19 protein-coding genes are annotated in these 19,853 nt (G+C 64.9%); 9 read left to right on the top strand and 10 right to left on the bottom strand.

The features are described 5' to 3' along the window. Positions 1-26: 26 nt before the first annotated feature. The 3 genes from I6F28_RS15880 to I6F28_RS15870 all read right to left on the bottom strand — a co-directional run bounded on the left by I6F28_RS15880 (position 27) and on the right by I6F28_RS15870 (position 3,131). Positions 27-839: a hormone-sensitive lipase gene (locus tag I6F28_RS15880; protein ID WP_036000407.1), complete on the bottom strand. Its 813-nt coding sequence runs from the start codon at positions 837-839 to the stop codon at positions 27-29. Between the two features lie 234 nt (positions 840-1,073). Beyond that, positions 1,074-2,351 (bottom strand): ArgE/DapE family deacylase, encoded by a 1,278-nt coding sequence (locus I6F28_RS15875; protein WP_036000410.1) that lies wholly within the window; start codon positions 2,349-2,351, stop codon positions 1,074-1,076. Between the two features lie 54 nt (positions 2,352-2,405). Further along, positions 2,406-3,131, bottom strand: coding sequence for a pyridoxamine 5'-phosphate oxidase family protein (locus I6F28_RS15870; protein WP_225125648.1), 726 nt, complete (start codon positions 3,129-3,131; stop codon positions 2,406-2,408). Between the two features lie 74 nt (positions 3,132-3,205). Between I6F28_RS15870 and pdxR the strand changes: the two genes are divergently transcribed. Then, positions 3,206-4,675: a MocR-like pyridoxine biosynthesis transcription factor PdxR gene (gene pdxR, locus I6F28_RS15865; protein WP_225140290.1), complete on the top strand. Its 1,470-nt coding sequence runs from the start codon at positions 3,206-3,208 to the stop codon at positions 4,673-4,675. A 67-nt stretch (positions 4,676-4,742) separates the two neighbouring features. Continuing rightward, the gene (locus I6F28_RS15860; RefSeq protein WP_036022769.1) at positions 4,743-4,988 is read left to right on the top strand and encodes a DUF6719 family protein; all 246 of its coding nucleotides are present in this window, start codon (positions 4,743-4,745) and stop codon (positions 4,986-4,988) included. Positions 4,989-4,998: 10 nt separating this feature from the next. Here the strand turns inward: I6F28_RS15860 and I6F28_RS15855 are convergent, their stop codons facing one another. Beyond that, positions 4,999-5,361, bottom strand: coding sequence for a hypothetical protein (locus I6F28_RS15855; protein ID WP_036000421.1), 363 nt, complete (start codon positions 5,359-5,361; stop codon positions 4,999-5,001). A 32-nt stretch (positions 5,362-5,393) separates the two neighbouring features. Continuing rightward, positions 5,394-5,558, bottom strand: a complete 165-nt coding sequence (locus I6F28_RS15850; protein ID WP_167361658.1) for a hypothetical protein — start codon at positions 5,556-5,558, stop codon at positions 5,394-5,396. 412 nt (positions 5,559-5,970) lie between these two features. Here I6F28_RS15850 and I6F28_RS15845 point away from each other — a divergent pair, with 412 nt between their 5' ends. Next, positions 5,971-6,183 (top strand): hypothetical protein, encoded by a 213-nt coding sequence (locus tag I6F28_RS15845; RefSeq protein WP_036000463.1) that lies wholly within the window; start codon positions 5,971-5,973, stop codon positions 6,181-6,183. 12 nt (positions 6,184-6,195) lie between these two features. On the opposite strand, the gene I6F28_RS15840 is transcribed toward I6F28_RS15845, so the two are convergent. Beyond that, positions 6,196-6,744, bottom strand: coding sequence for a CreA family protein (locus tag I6F28_RS15840; RefSeq protein ID WP_036000425.1), 549 nt, complete (start codon positions 6,742-6,744; stop codon positions 6,196-6,198). Positions 6,745-6,952: 208 nt separating this feature from the next. Between I6F28_RS15840 and I6F28_RS15835 the strand changes: the two genes are divergently transcribed. The 5 genes from I6F28_RS15835 to I6F28_RS15815 all read left to right on the top strand — a co-directional run bounded on the left by I6F28_RS15835 (position 6,953) and on the right by I6F28_RS15815 (position 12,310). Next, positions 6,953-8,476, top strand: a complete 1,524-nt coding sequence (locus I6F28_RS15835) for a L,D-transpeptidase family protein (protein WP_225140289.1) — start codon at positions 6,953-6,955, stop codon at positions 8,474-8,476. Between the two features lie 89 nt (positions 8,477-8,565). Continuing rightward, a complete protein-coding gene (locus tag I6F28_RS15830) occupies positions 8,566-9,135 on the top strand; it encodes a glutathione peroxidase (protein WP_036022762.1) in 570 nt (189 codons plus the stop codon). Positions 9,136-9,314: 179 nt separating this feature from the next. Beyond that, complete coding sequence (locus tag I6F28_RS15825; protein WP_036000479.1) at positions 9,315-10,337, top strand: polysaccharide deacetylase family protein; 1,023 nt, start codon at positions 9,315-9,317, stop codon at positions 10,335-10,337. A gap of 7 nt (positions 10,338-10,344) precedes the next feature. After that, on the top strand, positions 10,345-10,896 hold the full coding sequence (locus I6F28_RS15820; protein WP_225140288.1) for a dihydrofolate reductase family protein: 552 nt from the start codon (positions 10,345-10,347) through the stop codon (positions 10,894-10,896). 298 nt (positions 10,897-11,194) lie between these two features. Next, positions 11,195-12,310: a helix-turn-helix domain-containing protein gene (locus tag I6F28_RS15815; RefSeq protein ID WP_225140287.1), complete on the top strand. Its 1,116-nt coding sequence runs from the start codon at positions 11,195-11,197 to the stop codon at positions 12,308-12,310. A 3-nt stretch (positions 12,311-12,313) separates the two neighbouring features. Here I6F28_RS15815 and I6F28_RS15810 read toward each other — a convergent pair whose 3' ends face one another. Together I6F28_RS15810 and I6F28_RS15805 are read right to left on the bottom strand one after the other, a co-directional pair. Next, on the bottom strand, positions 12,314-12,766 hold the full coding sequence (locus I6F28_RS15810; RefSeq protein WP_036000486.1) for a DoxX family membrane protein: 453 nt from the start codon (positions 12,764-12,766) through the stop codon (positions 12,314-12,316). A gap of 352 nt (positions 12,767-13,118) precedes the next feature. Beyond that, positions 13,119-15,428, bottom strand: a complete 2,310-nt coding sequence (locus I6F28_RS15805; RefSeq protein ID WP_225140286.1) for an NADP-dependent malic enzyme — start codon at positions 15,426-15,428, stop codon at positions 13,119-13,121. 239 nt (positions 15,429-15,667) lie between these two features. Here I6F28_RS15805 and I6F28_RS15800 point away from each other — a divergent pair, with 239 nt between their 5' ends. Then, positions 15,668-17,632 (top strand): aq_1923 C-terminal domain, encoded by a 1,965-nt coding sequence (locus I6F28_RS15800; RefSeq protein ID WP_225140285.1) that lies wholly within the window; start codon positions 15,668-15,670, stop codon positions 17,630-17,632. Positions 17,633-17,676: 44 nt separating this feature from the next. Here the strand turns inward: I6F28_RS15800 and I6F28_RS15795 are convergent, their stop codons facing one another. Both I6F28_RS15795 and aspS read right to left on the bottom strand, forming a co-directional pair. Continuing rightward, positions 17,677-17,832: a hypothetical protein gene (locus tag I6F28_RS15795; protein ID WP_158284410.1), complete on the bottom strand. Its 156-nt coding sequence runs from the start codon at positions 17,830-17,832 to the stop codon at positions 17,677-17,679. A 169-nt stretch (positions 17,833-18,001) separates the two neighbouring features. After that, a complete protein-coding gene (gene aspS / locus I6F28_RS15790; protein ID WP_225140284.1) occupies positions 18,002-19,774 on the bottom strand; it encodes an aspartate--tRNA ligase in 1,773 nt (590 codons plus the stop codon). Between the last annotated feature and the right edge of the window lie 79 nt (positions 19,775-19,853).

Genomic DNA, 19,853 nt, shown 5'->3' with positions numbered 1-19,853 from the left:
CCCCTCTCGATCGATCGTCCCTGGCCTCATTCATCGAGGCCGATCAGGCGCGCGGTGATCTGTGACGACGGATCCTTGAGCCCGTCGATCACCGTGAAATGGTTGAGGCCGGGCTCGACGACGAGGTGCGTCGGCACGTCGAAGCCGGTCCAGATGTTCGCCATCAGATCGGACTGGCGGATGAATTCGGGCCGCTCGCTGCCGCCGACCCAGGCCGTCACTGGCGAACGCCCTCGTGGCAGATGCAGCGCCGCGCTTTCCAGCGTCGCCTCCTCCATCGTCATGCGCAGCGTCTCGTTCATCCCCGTCTTCAGGAGCGGACGCAAGTCGTGCAGGCCGCTGATCGAGAGCGTACCGGCGATGCGGTTGTAGACGGCGGACTCGAGCCGGCTGTCGCCGCACAGCATGCGTGTGACGAGATGGCCGCCGGCGGAATGGCCGGCGAGCCGGATCGGCCCCGAGACGAGCGATGCCGCTTTGGCGATCGCGGCGGTGATCTCCGCAGTGATATCGGAGATGCGGGCAGCTGGTGCCAGTGTGTAGCTCGGCAGCGCCACCGTCCAGCCATGGTGCCGCGCACCTTCGGCGAGATCGGTCCAGGTCGATTTGTCGAAGCGCATCCAGTAGCCGCCATGGACGAAGACGACGAGACCCTTGCTGTCGCCGTCAGGCAGGATCAGATCGAGCCTCTGGCGCTCGCCGGCGCCGTAGGCGATGTCGGGGCGAAATTCCTTCAGCCCGGTGCGGTAGGCCGCCGCCCGCTCCGCCCACAGAGCCGGCAGCTTGTCTGAGCCCGGGATGTGGGCCGAATTGGCGTAAGCGTCATCCCAATCGCGCATCGTTGCTCCCGAGGACTAACCGAACGCCAGTCTGCCACCGGTCAGGGCGGCATCCTAGTCTTTCTTTTAAGCTTAAAGGATTGAGGGAGCCGGTGGATTGGGCAGCGACCGCTACGAGGGTACAGGGTGGGCAAAGCGGAGCGTGCCCACCATCTTGGTTCATCCGAGAGAAAGGTGGTGGGCATGGCGCAAGTGCGCCTTTGCCCACCTACCGCAGTGGCGATGGGGAGACCGCTACGCCTTCTCCACGCCGCACCATTCCGCGATGAACAGCGCCATCGCCTTGGTCGCCTTCTTCAATGACTCCAGGTCGACGAACTCGTTGAAGCCGTGCATCTCGCCTCCGCTGGCACCAAAACACAGACTCGGGATGCCGTGGTTGAGGCCGTAGAAGCGCGTGTCAGTCAGCGCCGTGAAGACGAGGTCCTCTGGCGTACCGCCATAGACCCTGTTGAAGGCCTTCCCGAACGCAGCCTCGGGCTCCGCGGCGTTGGTCAGCTCATAGCCTTCCGACAGGAAGCCGGACCATTCGACCTGCGGCGGATTGTTGGCGAGGAAGCGGTGGTTGCGCGAAGCGGCGGCGACGCAAGCCATGATCTCCTTCTGGTGATCGGCGATCGACCAGCCCGGCAACACCGCAATCCGGCAGTCGACATCGCACCAGGCCGGCACGCTCGAGGCCCAGTCGCCGCCCTTGATGATGCCGGCGTTGAAGTTGACGGGATGGTCGAGCGTCTTGAAGTGACGGTCGGCCTTGGCCCGCTCGTTCCATTCGATCTCGAGCTTTTGCAGCGCCTGGATCAGGTGATATGCCGCCATGATCGCGTTCGCGCCGGAGCCTGCGAAGGCAACGTGGGTCGGATGCCCCTTCACGCGGAGGCGGAACCAGATCACGCCGACCTGGGAGCGCACCATCTTGCCGCCGGTCGGCTCCGGAATGAAGCAGGCGTCCGCGCGATAGCCGCGTTGCAGCGTCGAGAGTGCGCCGACACCGGTGCTCTCCTCCTCGATGACCGATTGGAAATGGATCCGCGCCGTCGGCCTGAAGCCCGCGGCCTTGATCGCGTCCAGCGCATAGAGCGCACCGATCGTCCCGGACTTCATGTCGCAGGCACCGCGGCCGAACATCTTGCCGTCCTTGATGACCGGCGCGAATGGCGGCGTTTCCCACAATTCCAGCGGACCGGCCGGCACCACATCGCAGTGCCCTTGCAGGATCAGCGACTTGCCGCCATTGGTTCTCGGACGGTAAGTTCCCACCACGGATCGCGCCTTCGAGAAGTCGTGCTCGATCGGACCGAAGCCGCGCAGATCCTTCAAATCCTCGACGTCGATATGCCAGTCGTCGACCTCGTAGCCACGTTCGCGCAGGAGATCGCCGATCATGTCCTGGCATGGTCCCTCCGCCCCGCGGGTCGAAGGGATCGCGACGAAATCGCGGGTGGTTGCGAGCTGAGCCTCGAAGCCGCTGTCGACGGCGTCAAGAATCCTCTGCTGCGTTTCGGCATTCATTCGGGCGACTCCAGACATTCCAATGGTCCCAGGGAGCGCGCAAACTAGCCGATTTCAGCCGTTCGGGTACTCCAGAAAATATGCATCCCGCAATGCATCTTCGAGCAGCCGGCCTTCGGAATAGCCGTTCAGAGTCGCAGGCCGGCTGACACCATCGAGCAGGCGCGGGCACGGTTCGGGGGCGCCGAGCACGGTGCGGACCGGAATGCGCTCCGCATAGATCGGCAGCGCATAGTCCTCGTCATCGTCGGCGACGCCCTTGGCGCGGATCTTGGCCGAGGCTTCCTCGATTTCCATTGCGATGAAGGACGTCGCCTTGATTTCCTGCGTGGTGCTCTGTCGCAGGCCGGCGGTGCGATCCGGGAAGAAGCGATCGACCATCGCGATCACCGCCCGCTCCTTCTCATCGGGGTCGGTGACGAGATAGGCTATGCCGAACGCCATCACGGCGCGGTAGTCGGCGGAATGGTTGAAGCCGCAGCGTGCCAGCACGAGGCTGTCGAGATGGGCGACCGTCAGGCAGACGCGCTCGCCCTTGCTCTGGTTGCGCAGCATGCGGCTGGCGCTCGATCCGTGCCAGTAGAGCCTGGTGCCCTCGCGCCAGAAGAAGGTCGGCGTGCAATAAGGCTGGCCGTCGATTGCGTAGGAGACGTGGCACAGCATCGAGGAATCCAGGATGCGGTGAACCGTGTCGTGATCATAGAAGCCACGGTCGTGCCGGCGCTTCACCTGGTTGCGTGCCGATGTCGGATAGGAATTCGAGGTCTCGGTCTGGCTCACGGCCGCTCCTGCTCGGATGGAAGAAATCCGGAGCAGTTGTAGCGGCGCATTTGGTCTGCGATAGTTCCAATTCCATGCGAAAAATTCCGACCAATTCGTCGTCCCGAACCACGCCCGAGCTTCCGCTCGACCTCAGCGGCCCTCACGTCACGGCCGGCGCTTCCGCCGCGCACCGGCTCTATCAGGCGCTGTGCGAGATGATCGTCTCCGGCCTGGTCAGGCCGGGCGAGCCGCTGCCGCCGTCGCGGACGCTGGCCAGGCAGACCGGATTCCGCCGCAACGCCGTCGTCACCGCCTATGAGCGCCTGATCGCCGACGGCTTTGCCGACGCGACGGTCGGCTCCGGAACGTTCGTCGCGGCACGTATCCCCAAGCGCGCCGCCGAGCCGAACAAGCCGAAGGTCGTTCTCGAAGCTCCAAAGCAGGGCGCGTTTGCGCTTGGCTGCACCCATATCGACGAACGCGCCGTGCAGCGTTTTCGCGCTTTCGTCGGCCGCCGCATGCGCGCATTCGGAACTGAGCACCTGCATTACGGCGACCCTCGCGGCAGCCGCGAGCTGCGCGTTGCGATCGCCGACCATCTGTTGTCGGCGCGGGGGCTGCGTTGCGATCCCGACCAGATCATGCTGACCTCAGGCACGCTGCACGCGCTGCGCATCGTGCTGAGCGCGATCCTGAAATCCAGCGACCATGTCTGGTGCGAGGATCCGGGCTATCCCGCCGCGCGAAAAACCATCGCCCATTGCGGTTATCGCGCCGTGCCCGTCCCGGTGGACGAGCACGGGATGCGCGTCGCCAAAGGCCGCATCGCGGCGCCGTCCGCGCGCGCGGCCTACGTTACGCCGTCGCACCAGTTTCCGCTTGGCGTGCAGATGTCGATGCCGCGACGGCTCGAGCTTCTGGACTGGGCCAAACAGGCCGGCGCATTCGTGCTCGAGGACGATTACGACAGCGAGTTCCGTTATGACGGCGCGCCGCTGATGTCGCTCGCCGGCATCGATCGGCTCCAGCGCGTGATCTATCTCGGCACCTTTGCCAAGACGCTGTTTCCGGGCCTGCGCATCGGCTATTGCGCGCTGCCCGAACGCCTGATCGCGGACGTGACGACGGCGCGGGCGGCGCTCGACCGCTTTCCCGGCACGCTGATGGAGGGCGCGGTGGCGGACATGCTCAATTCCGGCGCCTTCGCCGCGAATCTGAAGCGCGTGCGGAAACTCTATCGCGAGGCGCGCGACGTGCTCGCCGAGAGGCTGGAAGTCGCATCCGGTGGCGCGCTTTCGGTGCCGGTGCCCTCACAAGGCCTGCATCTTGTCGCCCGGTTCGATCCTGCCGTCGATCCGGCGGTGGCGGCGCTGGCCAAGCAGGCGGCCGGCGCCGAAGGCTGGCTATTGGCCGACACCTATTCGCGCGGGCGTCCCCTGCCCGGCTTCGTGCTGGGATTTTCCGGACATCCCGTGCCGCAGCTCGTGGCGTCCGCGGAACGTCTCGCGAGGGAATCGCGCGCAGCCTTGGCCGCAAAAGGAAAACCGGCCCGCCGGGCCTGACGAAGCTTCACTATCAGAATCGCCCGCCGCTCCCTAGATTGCGGCATCGATTCCGGGACCTCACATCATGCTGCTGCGCCACGCGACCTGCCTCTCGCTGCTGATCTCCATCGCGCTTGTCTCGACGGCACGCGCTGCCACAGTCGGACGTGAGCAGGACATCGGCGATCTGAAGCTCGGCCAGCGCGTGCTCGTGGATGACGGAACCTGCCCCGCCGGTCAGCTCAGGGAAGTGCGCGGCGCGAAGATGACCGACAAGGGAGTCTCGCGCACGAGTTCCTGCGTGCCCCGGCACGGACCGAAAACGAAGTAAGGATCCAGGACTATTTCGCCGGATCGAACATGCACTGCAGGGTCGGTTTGGCGATCTTGGTGAAGGTCGGGCCGATCTCGCTGTGCTTGGAGGCCGGTACCCAATCTGTCTCGATGGTGGGCACGCCGGTCTCGCTGATGCCGCGCAGCAGCGCTTCGCGCAGATCGCGATCCTCGACGGCCGCGGCGGCGTGATCGTGCAGGCAGCCGCAGACCGCTTCCGGATGCTGCCAGCGCCCGAGCATGTGCGGCGCACACTGGCGCACGAATTCGCCACGCGGATCGGGTAGCCTGGAAGGTGAGCGGACCTGCGCCTGAACGGAGCTGATCGTCAGAAGGGACACGAACGCTGCGGCGCAGAGACGAAGCAACATGATAGTTTTGCCGGCTGTTTCGTTGTGTGCAGTCAGAAGCGCGCGGCGACCATGATCGGCTGAGCGGCCGGAACCGCAACGGGCGAGCCGCTGTACTGGAAGGTACCGACACCGGGGAGATTGCCGTCGGGCGCACCCGCCAACGAGGAGCCGGCGAGCACGAAACCGAAAGCAAGGATGAAGCTGAGCGCGCGCATGATCTGTGTCCCAATTCGATTGCCGGCGGTGCGCCGTCGTCGTTATCAGCCTGATAACCATGGGCGGTTTCGCGCGTGATGCGCGAAAAACTGAAAATGGTTTCGTCTTCGTGAGAATTGTTTCGTCCCGGCCACGGCGACGAAACAATTCTCGGAAAATGCCAGTTATTTCAGATAGGTCTGGCGGCAGGCCAAAGTCGCCTGCCAAGTTCCGGCGCCGGCACGGACGTGCACCCCGCCCAGGCGTTGTCACGCGGCCGCCGCGCACGCTTCACATGCATTTTACGTTTTTCTGCTGAAAGGGCGGCAAAAGAAGGCTGGATCCTGTCGAACCGGAATTGGTTCAGCAACGACCCAAGCCATCGAAACCGAGACGCCCGGATCATCGGGCGCATTCACGTGAGGGATGGCCATGATGGCGGGAAATCGCGCAACGCCGCGCGATGAAAATCCACCGACGGAGCGCGCAGATCAACCGATCATTCGCGGCAGCACCGGCGCAATGGCGCTGCAATCGAGCCGCGGCCTCGAGGCGGCGCCGCAGACGTTCGTGCGACTGACCGGATCGCGCCTTGCGACGCCGCGCGATCGCCGCCGGGTGAACGCGAGCGCGTTGCAGGAGTGAACGCGGAGCGCCTCATTGCGTGAAGAACTCGCCGCACTTCTGGACGTTTGCGTCCGCCGGTCCCCACGGCATGATCGGCACGGTCGAGGTCGAGTTCTTGGGCGAGCCTTCGATCAGCTTGTCTGAATAGACCATGTAGACCAGCACGTTGCGCTTGGCGTCGCAGCCGCGCACGATCTGCATCTTCTTGAAGAACAGCGACCGGCGCTGGCGGAACATGTCGTCGCCCTGCTCCATTTTGTGCTTGAACTTGACTGGGCCGACCTGGCGGCAGGCCAGCGAGATGTCCGAGACCTCCTCGGCAAGGCCGAGCCAGCCTTTGAAGCCGCCCTTCTCCGGCACCGTGAAATGACAGGCGACGCCTTCGACTTCGGGATCGTCGAGACCATAGGTCGCGAGCTTGTCGTTCGGGCTCATCCATTTGAACACGGTAGAGCGGCGGAAGATCAGATCAGGTTCGTCGGCCGCAGATGCCGAGGCCATTGGCGCGGTCAGAGCCAGGAGGAATAAAGCGAGGCCTTTCAGACGGATGCTCGAAAGACCGGGGAAACGAGATGACATGAAGTTCTCCGCTAACAAGTCCCCGCAATGTAGGAACGCAAGCGGCGGTCAGGAAGGCGGCAGAGGAGCGGACCCGGCCGCCGTTTACCGCTCCGTGAGGCTTTTTTGCTACGCCTTGGACAAAAGTAGCTGATGGCAGAACCGCGCTGCTGGTGAACGCGTATCCCCTTTGCGAGACTAACGTCTGATTTGGATAATGGATTCGAGGATGAACAGCGTGAACGGGTGGGGTTCGCCTGCCAAGCCGGCACGGCTGTGGCAGGTCGCCATGTTGACGGCGGCGGGTGCGATCGGCGCAACCAGCGAAGCAAACGCAGCATTTTATTACTGGACGGACTATTCCGACCGGCCCTACTACGCCCGGCCGAACCGGCTTCCCGAAATACCGCGCCAGAAGCCGCAAAAGCGCGGCGCCGCAAGCAAGAAGGACGTCGTTGTCGAGAAGGAAGCCGGCACCAAGCCGCAAGGGCCACTCGTCATTGTCGTCTCGATCGACCGGCAGAAGATGACGGTCTACGACAAAGCCGGCGTGTTCGCGGAATCACCGGTGTCGACGGGCATGAAGGGCCACTCGACGCCGATGGGCGTGTTCAGCATCATCCAGAAGCACAAATTCCACCGCTCCAACCTCTATAGCGGCGCGCCGATGCCGTACATGCAGCGGATCACCTGGTCCGGCGTCGCGATGCATGCTGGCGCGCTGCCGGGCTATCCGGCCTCGCATGGCTGCATCCGCATGCCCATGGCGTTCGCGATGAAGATGTGGAACTGGACCAGGATGGGCGCGCGCGTGATCGTGGCGCCCGGCCAGGTGTCGCCGCAAAGCTTCTCCCATCCCGTGCTCGCCTCCATGCGCGTGCCGCCGCAGCCCGCCGCGAGCCTCGCGCCGCAGACCAATGTCGCTGACAAGGCCGATAAGGGCACGACCGAAGCCAAGCCGGTCGAGACCAAGACGGCCAGCGCCGACAGCGTGGTCGAGCTGCGCACCTCGGTCGGCCACACCGTGTTGTCGGACGTGACCACCGGCCATGCGGCTGCGCGCGAGGAAGCCGCGGCGACGTCCGACGAGGTCAAGACGGCCGAAGCGGCCAAGCCTGCGTCCGAAGACACCGCCAAGCCGGCGACCGAGAACAAGCCTGCCGACAAGGTCGACCCGGTCAAAACGGAAGCCGCGAAGGCACCCGATGCGCCGGCGCTCGCCACCGCACCCGATGCAAAGAAGGACGAGGGCCGCCTCACCGATCCTGCGCCGGCGGCAAAGCCGGACACACCCAAGCGGGCCGGCCAGATTGCCGTCTTCATCAGCCGCAAGGATTCCAAGCTCTATGTGCGGCAGAATTTTGCGCCGCTGTTCGAGGTGCCTGTCACGATCGCCGCGAGCGACCGGCCGCTCGGCACGCATGTCTTCACCGCCGAGCTCGACAAGGCCGATGCCAACACGCTGCACTGGTCGGTGGTGTCGCTGCCCGTGTCCGCCCGTTCCGTGGCGCGCGAGGACGACAACCGCGTGGCGCGCCGCCAGCGCGGTGCCGCCGTGATCCCCGTCGCCGCAAAACCGGTGGTGACGCCGGACAGCCCAGCCGAAGCCCTCAACCGCATCTCGGTCCCCACTGAGACCATGGCGAAAATCAACGAGATGCTGACGTCAGGCGGCTCGATCATCGTCTCCGACCAGGGCATCAACCAGGGCGAGACCGGCGAAGGTACCGACTTCATCGTCCGCCTGTACTAGCTCTCTCGCAGGACCGATAACGCGGTGTTGACGCGCGAGGCCGCAGTGGCGGAGTAATCTGCCCTCGGATCATCTCGGGGGACGCCGTCATGATGAATCGCAGAACCGTGCTGAGCGTCACGCTTGCGGGCGCGTTCGCGCCTGTCACGCGCGCCCTCGCCGATGGCGCCATGAGCCGGATCTCGGCCTACGCCTTCTCCTTCCCCGCATTGTCAGGCGACGACATCCGCCTCGCCACGTTCACCGGCAAACCGCTGCTGGTGGTGAACACGGCCTCGCTCTGTGGCTACACGCCGCAATATGCCGGCCTGCAGGAAATCTGGAACGAGTTTCGCGGGCGCGGGCTCACCGTGATCGGCGTGCCGTCCAACGATTTCGGCGGCCAGGAGCCCGGTGGCAGCAGCGAGATCACGCAGACCGCACACCACCAATATGGCGTTACCTTCCCGATTACGGCCAAGGCTGCGGTGGTCGGTGCGCGGGCGCATCCCTTCTACAAATGGGCCGCGGAAGCCCGACCGAAGGAAGTTCCGCGCTGGAACTTCCACAAATACCTGATCGGCCGCGACGGCTATATCGCCGAGGTATTTCCATCCGCCGTCGAGCCGGCCGACACGCGGATCAAGACCGCCATTGCAAGGGCCCTGGCCGACACTTGACTCACGTGCACGACTCAAGTGCACGCCATCCGGCTGGGCACAATTGCGACGCGGCATCAAACAGCCGTTGCAATGGCGATGGCCCACCATCTAGGCTAGGATTGTTTTGGGCAGGACGGTTTTTGCCGCAGGCGAAAAGCCACGGCGGAACAACGGGATCAATCTCGAGGGACATCACCATGCGCGTGGCGGCAGGACTGATTTTAGCAGGTGCGATGTCGGTGGCGCTCTCCGGCGCCGCATGGTCGCAGACGCCGGCCGCGAAGCCCGCGGCCGCACCGCAAGCCGCGCCGGCGGCAACACCAGCGGCTGCAACATCCCCTGCAGCTCCAGCGCCCGCAGCAGCGGCTGCGGCGCCAGCGGGCTTCGTCAATCCGCCCCCGCCGAAACAGCCGCCGCAGCCGGCCCGCGCGGCCTGCAACACGCCGGGCGCCCTCGGCGTCGCCCGCACGGTCGAGATCGACACCACGGGCGGTCCCGGCTTCGGCTTCGAACACTTCAAGGAGCTCGACTTCCTGCGTGACAAGGAGGTCGTGCTGACCTTCGACGACGGCCCCTGGCCGCGCAACACGCCCGCGGTGCTGAAGGCGCTCGCGGACGAATGCACCACCGGAATCTTCTTCATCATCGGCAAGCACGCGACCTACGAGCCGGAGGTCCTCAAGCAGGTCTACGCAGCCGGCCACACCGTCGGCGCCCACACTTGGTCGCACGCCAACCTCAACAACAAGAAGCTCAACGAAGCGCAGCGCAAGGACGAGATCGAGAAGGGCTTTGCGGCGGTGAAGTGGGCGCTCGGCGGCATCTCGCCCGCGCCGTTCTTCCGCTTCCCGGCGCTGCAGCATCCGCCCGAGATGGTCACCTATCTCGGCAACCGCAATGTCGCGAGCTTCTCCTGCGACATCGACTCGTTCGACTTCAAGGCTTCCAAGCCCGAGAAGATCGTCGAGACCGTGATGAAGAAGCTCGACACCAAGGGCAAGGGCATCATCCTGATGCACGACTTCCAGAAGCACACCGCGGAGGCCCTGCCCGAGCTGCTCAAGCGGCTGAAGGCGGGCGGCTACAAGGTGGTAGCGATGCGCGCCAAGTTCCCGGCCTCGACGCTGCCGGAATACGACCAGGAGCTGCTCAAGGATCTCAAGCTGCCGACGGTGAGCCAGCGCCCGGTCAATTCGGTGGTGACCACCGTTTCCGAATAGTAGGCCATTGTCTTTCCGCTTCGAAGGCTACGTCATCGTCTCCGCGGACGGCATGCTCGCCGATCCGTCGCACATCATGCCTGAGACGTTGAAATTCGAAGGTGACAAGCGGTTCTTCGAGCAGGCGCTCGATCGCGCCGCGCTGATCGTGCACGGCCGCAACTCGCACGAGCAGCAGCCGAATTCGGCCAGCCGCAAGCGGCTGATCCTGACCCGCAAGACCAGGGACCTCACCGTCGATCCGGAGATGCCGAACGCGACGCTGTGGAATCCTGAGCATGCGAGCTTCGAGGAGGCCTGCGCCTTCGCCGACGTCGCCTCCGGCATGGTCGCCGTCATCGGCGGACCGGTCGTGTTCGACCTGTTCATGGATCGCTACGACACGTTCTGGCTGTCGGAGGCTCCGCATGTGCGGCTGCCCGGCGGCGAGGGCTGCTTCGTCGGCGTACCCCAGCGGACGCCTCACGAGGTGCTGGCTGCGCGCGGGATGAGGCCGGGTGCGCCCTACCTCCTCGACGCGGCGCATGAGGTGACCGTGACCCCGTGGCGGCGGGGGTAGCCTGCCGGCAGTGGCGGCGCTTACGCCGGCTCCGACTCCAACTGGAAAAACAACCCCATGCACAGTACCGGCAACATCATACCGCTCCACATATTGCTGGTGTGCCGTTCTAAAATTGGTCCCGCCGCCGGCCAGCGCAAAGCCGGCTAGCATATTTGCCGAGACCCGAAAATCGGCCCCGACGGCGGTCGTGGCGCTATAGCCAACGTCCGAGGCGCGGCGTCAATACGGGCCAACGGCTGCGACACACCGCATCAATAGACTGAGACAAAAGAGCAAAAACTAACCCACGGCCAGAATGAGCGACGACTGCACGACGACTAGTCCGACGGACGCTTCCGGATTGAATGACGATGTCGCCCCCATATCGTCCCTGCTGCCGGCATTCGGCTTCAGCGCCGATCAGATGGAGACGGAGGCGAACATCGCAGCGTGGCGGGAAGCCGTCGCCACGCTGTTCGAGGTGGACGAGCTCGCCGCCGGCGAACCGGGCCCGTTTCGCGCCGACCTCAGCTCCTACTCCATGGGACCGGTGCTGATCGGGCTGAGCCGTGCCAGCGGCCAGCGTTTCCGCCGGACGGCCGAAACGATCGCGCGCAGCGGCGTCGACCACATCATCCTCCAGCTCTATCTGAAGGGCGGCTATGACGGCGTTGCCAGCACACGGCCGATGCGCGTACGCGCCGGCGACATCTGCCTGTTCGATCTCGCCCAGGCGCTGGAGACCAAGGCGACGGCGTTCGAGAATGTCACGCTGGTCGTGCCGCGCCCGATGTTCGCCGCCCATCTCTTGCGGGTCGATGATTTGCATGGCCTGGTGCTGCCGGGCAGCAGCGTGATCGCGCGATTGCTGGCGGGGCATCTCACCGCCCTGTTCGAATTTGCCCCGCGCATGAGCCTCGACGAATGCCAATCCGTGGTCGAGGGCACGGTGTCGCTGCTGGCCGCGTGCCTTCGCAACGAAATCGAACGGGGCGAGGCCGATGCCGACCATGGTGTCGCGGCAAGCCCGTCCTTGATGCGGATCCGCCAATATATCGAGGCTGGCCTTGCCAGCGAGGATCTGTCGGCCAATTCGATCGCCGCCCATTTCGGCCTGTCCCGGGCCTCGCTGTACCGGCTGTTCGCCCCGGTCGGCGGCATCGCCGACTACATCCGCAGCCGCCGGCTGCACCGCGCCTTCTTCGACCTCGCCAATTCGGGCGCGCGGGGCCCCCGGATCAGCGAGGTGGCACGGCGCTGGCAGCTCGGCACCGACGCGCATTTCACGCGCTCGTTCAAGGCCGCCTACGGCATCACGCCCCGCGCCGCACGGGAGGCCGCCCTGCTCGGCCGACAGCGCGGCAGCGATGGAGCGAGCAGCGCGACGATTTCCCGCTGGATGCGCGAGATCGCGCCGCCGAGAGCGGAGTGACCGCTAGACGTCGCCGTAGGCCGCCTCGGCCGGACGCGTGGTGCGGCCATAGCCGATGATCATGCAGAGCGCGCCGATGATCGAGAGGTTCTTGAGCGCGTCGACCAGCATCTTGGCGTTGTCGGGCGCCGCCATGTTCCAGAAATCGTAGAACAGGACGGTCGCGACGGCGACGTAGACGATCAGCAGCATCGCGAAGAAACGCGCGCCGAAATTCAGCGCGATCATCAGCCCTGCAATGATCTCGAGCCCGCCGATCGCGATCGCCAAGAGCTGCGGCGTGGTCATGGCGGTCGCCGTCTCGACCTGCTGGGCATAAGGCGCGACGACATCGGGCACCACGAGCTTGGTTGCGATGACGTCGGCGGTGGCCTGGATGGCAAACAGCTTGGTCGCGCCCGTGTAGATGAACAGCACGGCGAACAGGATTCGCCCGAAAGTCACGAACGCTGGCATGATCGGCCTCTTGGCAAGCTCAGAGCGCAGAACGCTTAAGGAGATTATGGAGAGTCGTGCGCCGGTTTACAAACGGGGAAATGGCGAACTGATAGGAATTCAAAATTGCCGGTCTCTTCCCTTCTCCCCCTTGTGGGAGAAGGTGGCTCGCCGCGAAGGGCGAGACGGATGAGGGGTATCTATCGGCACGGGCAACTCGCGAGATCCCGACTCGCGGAAACGGCCCCCTCATCCGGCGCCACGGCCGAAGCTTCGCTTCGGCGTCGCTAAGAACGGCGGCCGAAGGCCGCCTATGCCACCTTCTCCCACAAGGGGAGAAGGATTGCACCTCCAGCGGCGCGACAGCGGTGCCTTACGTAAACAACGTCGGCTGCTGCCGCGAGGCGCGTTCCTGCGCTTCCACCACGGCCACGGCCGTCATGTTGAGGATGCCGCGTGCCGTCACCGAGGGGGTGAGGATATGCGCGGGGCGCGCCGGGCCGACCAGGATCGGGCCGACGGGCAGCGCGTCCGCCAGCGACTTGATCATCTGATAGGCGACGTTGGCAGTATCCAGGGTCGGCATGATCAGGATGTTGGCCTCGCCCTCCAGCTTGGAATGCGGCAGCACCATCCTTCGCGCAGCTGCGGAGAGCGCGGTGTCGCCCTGCATTTCGCCGTCGGCCTCGATCTCCGGATGCTTGTCCTTCAGAAGCTGGGTCGCCAGCCGCATCTTGCGCGAGGAATCGGTGTCGTAGCTGCCGAAATCCGAATGCGAGACGAAGGCGATCTTCGGCTTGATGTTGAAGCGCTGGACGTGGACCGCGGCGAGCGATGCGATCTCGGCAAGCTCCTCCGCGCTCGGATTGGGGCGAACTTGCGTGTCGGCGATGAAGAAGGCGCCTTTGCTGGTGATCAATAGCGCCAGCGCCGCATAGTCGCTGATTCCAGGCGAGAAGCCGACGATCTCGCGGACGTGGCGCAGATGGCTCATGTAGCGGCCCTCGACGCCGCAGAGCATGGCGTCTGCTTCCCCGCGCGTCACCGCAAGCGCGGCGATCACCGTATTGTTGGTGCGCACCACGGTGCGGGCTGCATCCGGCGTCACGCCGCGGCGACCGGCGACCTCGACATAGGACTGCACGTAGGAGCGGTAGCGCGGATCGTCCTCGGGATTGACGAGGTCGAAATCCTTGCCGGCCCGGATCGAGAGGCCGAAGCGCTTGATGCGCGCCTCCACGACCGACGGACGGCCGACCAGGATCGGCCGCGCCAGCTTTTCCTCCAGCACGACTTGCGTGGCGCGCAGCACGCGCTCGTCCTCGCCTTCGGCATAGATCACGCGCACCGGCTGGGTCTTGGCCTTGGCGAACATCGGCTTCATGACGAGGCCGGAGCGGAAGGCGAAGCGCTCGAGCAGCGCGGTGTATTCGTCGAAATTGGTGATGGGGCGCGTTGCGACGCCCGATTCCATCGCCGCCTTCGCCACGGCCGGCGCGATGCGCAAGATCAACCTGGGATCAAAGGGGCTCGGGATCAGCGAGCCGGGACCGAAGCCCTGCGTCTCGCCGGTGTCGAAACCCTGCGCGACGGCATCCGACGGCGCCTCGCGCGCGAGCTGCGCGATCGCCTCGACGGCGGCCTGCTTCATCTCCTCGTTGATCGCGGTGGCGCCGACGTCGAGCGCCCCACGGAAGATGAAGGGAAAGCAGAGGACATTGTTGACCTGGTTCGGGTAGTCGGAACGGCCGGTGCAGATCATGGCGTCGGGGCGCGCCTTGCGCGCCTCTTCCGGCATGATTTCCGGCACGGGATTGGCGAGCGCCATGATCAAAGGCTTGTCGGCCATCGCCTTGGCCATCTCCGGCTTGAGCACGCCCGGCGCCGAGAGCCCGATGAAGATGTCGGCGCCGCCGATCACGTCGGCGAGCGTGCGCTTGTCGGTCTTCTGCGCATAGACCGCCTTCCAGCGGTCCATCGAGGTGTTGCGGCCCTCGTGCACGAGGCCGTCGATGTCGCAGACCCAGATGTTCTTGCGCTGCGCGCCCATTGAGACCAGGAGATTGAGTGTCGCGATCGCCGCGGCCCCTGCCCCCGACGCGACGATCTTGACCTCGGACAGCTTCTTGCCGTTCAGCCTCAAACCATTGGTGATGGCGGCGGCGACGATGATCGCAGTGCCGTGCTGGTCGTCGTGGAAGACCGGAATCTTCATGCGCTCCTTCAAGCGCGCTTCGATCTCGAAGCATTCCGGTCCGCGGATGTCCTCCAGATTGATGCCGCCGAAGGTCGGCTCCAGCGCGGCCACGGTCTCGACCACACGGTCGATGGTGTCGGCGGCGATCTCGATGTCGAACACGTCGATGCCGGCGAATTTCTTGAACAGGACCGCCTTGCCTTCCATCACCGGCTTGGAGGCCAGCGGACCGATATTGCCGAGGCCGAGCACCGCGGTGCCGTTGGAGACCACGGCAACCAGATTGGCGCGCGTGGTGAGCGTGGCCGCCTCGGCCGGGTTCTTGGCGATCTCGGTGCAGGCCGCGGCGACGCCTGGCGAATAGGCCAGCGCAAGGTCGCGCTGGTTGGCAAGCGGCTTGCTTGCCTGGATCTCGAGCTTTCCAGGGCGCGGCAGACGGTGGTAGGCGAGCGCCGCCTGGTGGAGATCATCAGAATAGGACGACATGCGGTGTCTCGCCTCGCGTTACCGGCCTCAAAAATGCGATTCGACGGCCCAAGCGGACCGTATTTCCGGGTCATGGAAACGGGATGAAGCACGGCCGAAGGCCCGGTGGCAACATCCGATTGCATCCCCGTCAACAGGGCGCGCCGTCAAATATTTGAAAACATAGCTTTCTCTGGACCGCGCGGCGTTTCGCGAATATGGCAGGTTGCGCGATCCAAAATCGGCAATCGGAGCTGGGAATGAAGCGAATCCTGATCGGCCTCGTCGTGGCAGCGGTGCTCGCCGCGGGCGGATGGTTCGGCTTCAATCTGTATGTGCAGAACCGGGCGACCGCCGAGGTCGAGGCGGTGTTCGCGCAGATCCGCTCGGGTGGGGGCAAGGCGAGCCATGGCAAGATCGGGTTCGAGCTCGCGACCCGGACGCTGACGGTGGAGGACATCAAAGTCGAGCCTGCCCAGGCGCAGCTCGCCACCTTGAAGGTCGCCAAGATCACGGCCGTCGGTGTGCGCCAGCCGGACGAGGCTCGTTTCTCGGCCGACAGCATCGAGGCGTCGGGCGTCGAGGTCGGCTTTACATCCACCGAGCGGATCACCGTGAAGGCGAACTACAAGCTCCCGCAGATCACCGCGCGCAATTTTTCCGGCCCGACCCGCGCAGAGGGCACGCCGGTGACCGGCTCGATTATCGACATGTACCGCTTCATCCTCGCGCAATACGCGAACATCTCGGCGTCGGAGATCGCGGTGCCGACCCTCGAGGTCAACGTCGATGCGGGCGGCAATGCCGGCGGCGGTGATTATGTCTATTCGGGCGTGTCCATCCAGAACGTCAACCGGGGCAAGATCGAAACGGCGAAGATGGACCGCGTCGCCCTTACGGTCGACCTGACCCAGCCGGGCAGGCCCGCGAAGATGACCGGCGAATTGTCCGGCCTGGCCATCTACGAATTCGACCCAACCGCCGTGAGGGCTGCGCTCGATCCGCAAGGATCGAACGACGACAATTTTCACAGGATCTATCGGCGCATCTCGGTCAACTCCTATGTCGTGACGGCGGCTCCCGGCATGCGCATGCAGGTGGACGGGTTCACCTTCGACGACATTGCCATCCGGCCCTCGAAATTCCGGCCGGCCGAGATCATCGCGCTGGTGCCGGCCGACGGCTCGATCCCAACGCCGGCACAGTCGCATGACATGATCGAGAAGGTGGCCGACCTCTTCGACGGCTTCCAGATCGGCAAGGCCGAAATTGGCCGGCAAACGGCCGAGACGCCGCAAGGGACGGGACGGCTCGACGCGGTCAAATACGATCAGGACAGAATAACGCTGCAGGGCCTCGACATCCCGATGCCGCAGGGCCAGTTCAAGATGGACCGCTTCGCGTTGAAGTCCTTCAGCGTGGCAAATCTGATGCGCTGGGCGGCGAGTCTCCAAACGCCGGGACGGCCGCCCTCGCCCGATCAGATGGTCGGCCTATTCCGCGTGCTCCAAGGTGCCGAGATCAAGGGCGTGGTCTCGCCGTACAAGACGACGCGGCAGCTCTTCACCATCGATACGATCAGCCTGAACTGGGGGGAGTTCGTCGGGCCGATCCCGAGCAAGGTCAATCTGGTCGTGAAGATGGTCGCGCCGACCGATCCCGCCAATCCGGCGCTGCAGCCGCTGATCGTGGCAGGCGTGGACAAGCTGGCGATCGATCTGGATCTCGGCGCGGCCTGGACGGAATCGTCGGGCGCGTTCGCGCTCGCCCCCGCTACGCTCGATCTCGGCAACCTCGCCAGGCTGCAGACCCGCGTCGCGCTCGTCAATGTGCCGCGCGGCCTGTTCACGACCGACCCGGCGCAGGCGATGGGTCAGGCAGCGCTGGTCGAAACCGGCGCGCTTGAGGCCTCGCTGCGTGACGGCGGCGTGGTCGATCTCGTCGTGGCGCAGTTCGCACGCATGCAGAATGTCAGCCGCGATGCTGCCCGCAGCGCCATCGTCGCGATGATCAGGGCGCAAGGCGAGAAGATCGCAGGGACCAATAGCGATGCCAGGGGCGCGGTCGACGCGCTCGCCGGATTCGTGGAAGCGCCGGGGCAGACGCTGACCATTAAGCTGACGCCCCGCGCCAAGGTGCCGTTGATGCAATTGATGCAGCTCTCGCAAACCGACCCGCAGAGCGCGCTGGCGCAGTTCAGGATCGAGGCCTCGACGGGGCTGTAGTTCGATCTCCCGGATGCGGCTCGGGAGGGCTTCAACTCGTGTCGTCAGTGAAGTCCCGTCGGTCCGGGGCGACCGGGCATGCAGTCTTTCATCGTTCCCCCCTTCAGGAGGCGGCAGTCCCAGTAAAAGTCGAGCATCATGCCGGCGATAAGCAGCGCAATCACTGCCAAGACTAGGGCGGCGACGCGACTGTTGCTCATTGAGCTCTCCGTCCACGACGCGACCTTAGATCGATGTCACGATTAACGTCAACTTGAACACGACGAAGACGAAAAGAGCAAGTTCACCGGAATTCTTGGGCCCCAGCTCAGCAGCGCATCACTCGCGTGCCGCGCTGCGTCCGGGGCACCAGACTAGAAACCGTCAAATTCACTTCTGCGGCAGGTTGACCCGCACATGCAGCTCGCGGAGCTGTTTTGTGGTGGCTTCCGACGGAGCGCCCATCAGGAGGTCCATGGCCTGCTGGTTCATCGGGAACAGCGAGATCTCGCGCAGATTCGTGGTGCCACAGAGCAGCATCACGATGCGGTCGACGCCGGCGGCCATACCGCCATGCGGCGGCGCGCCGTACTGGAAGGCGCGGTACATGCCGCCGAAGCGGTCGACCACTTCCTGCTCGCCGTAACCTGCAATCTCGAACGCCTTCACCATGGCTTCCGGCACGTGGTTGCGGATGCCGCCCGAGGCGATCTCGTAGCCGTTACAGGTGATGTCGTACTGGAACGCCTTGATCGTCAGCGGATCCTGCGACTTCAGCGCCTCCAGGCCGCCCTGCGGCATCGAGAACGGGTTGTGCGAGAAGTCGACCTTCTTGTCGTCCTCGTTGTACTCGTACATCGGGAAGTCGACGATCCAGGCGAGCTCGAACCGCTCCTTGTCGGTGAGGTTCAAATCCTCGCCGACCTTGTTGCGGGCGAGACCTGAGAACTTCCAGAACTTGTCGGGATCGCCGGCGACGAAGAAGGCGGCATCGCCTTCCTTGACGCCGAGCTGCCCGCGGATCGCGGCGGTGCGCTCGGGCCCGATGTTGTTCGCGAGAGGACCTGCGCCCTCGCCGCCCTCGCGCCACATGATGTAGCCAAGGCCGGGCTGGCCCTCGCCTTGCGCCCACGAGTTCATGCGGTCACAGAAGGCGCGGCTGCCGCCGCCCGGTGCCGGGATCGCCCAGACCTGGTTCTTGGGATCTTCGAGCATGCGCGCGAACACCTTGAAGCCGGAGCCGCGGAAATGCTCGGAGACGTCCTGCATCTCGATGGGATTGCGCAGGTCCGGCTTGTCGCTGCCGTACTTGCGCAACGCCTCGGCGAACGGAATCCGGCGCCAGCCCTTGGTCACCGGCTTCCCCTTGGCAAACTCTTCAAAGACGCCCGTGATCACAGGCTCCATCGCCGCGAAGACGTCTTCCTGCGTCACAAAGCTCATCTCGACGTCGAGCTGGTAGAACTCACCGGGCAGACGGTCGGCGCGCGGGTCCTCGTCGCGGAAGCAGGGCGCGATCTGGAAGTAGCGGTCGAAGCCCGACATCATCAGCAGCTGCTTGTACTGCTGCGGCGCTTGCGGCAGCGCGTAGAACTTGCCGGGATGGATGCGCGACGGGACGAGGAAGTCGCGCGCACCTTCCGGCGAGGACGCGGTCAGGATCGGCGTGTTGAACTCGAAGAAGCCCTGCCCCTCCATGCGCCGGCGCATCGACTTGATGATCTCGACGCGCGTCATGATGTTCTGGTGCAGCTTCTCGCGACGCAGATCCAGGAAGCGATACTTGAGGCGGATGTCTTCGGGATATTCCTGGTCGCCGAACACCGGCAGCGGCAGGTCGCCGGCCGGTCCCAGCACCTCGATCTCGCTGATGTAGACCTCGACCTTGCCGGTCGGCAGGTCGTCATTGTCGGTGCCATCGGGGCGGCGGCGGACCTTGCCGTCCATCTTGACCACGAATTCCGAGCGCAGCTTTTCGGCCAGCGAGAATGCCGGCGAGTCCGGGTCGACCACGCACTGGGTCAGGCCGTAATGGTCGCGCAGGTCGATGAACAGCACGCCGCCATGGTCGCGGACGCGATGGACCCAGCCGGAGAGGCGGATGGTCTCGCCGATGTTGCTCTCGCGGAGCGCGCCGCATGTATGTGACCGGTAGCGATGCATGGTCGTCCCAAAATCAATGTCGGAAGGAAGCGAATCGAACGGCCCGTGATGGCCGGTCCGAAGTTGCGGCAGGGTTTAC

It is taken from the genome of Bradyrhizobium sp. NBAIM14, assembly GCF_020193895.1.
In the GTDB taxonomy this organism is placed as follows: Bacteria; Pseudomonadota; Alphaproteobacteria; order Rhizobiales; family Xanthobacteraceae; genus Bradyrhizobium; species Bradyrhizobium yuanmingense.
This window is presented reverse-complemented; position numbering and strand designations above follow the sequence as displayed.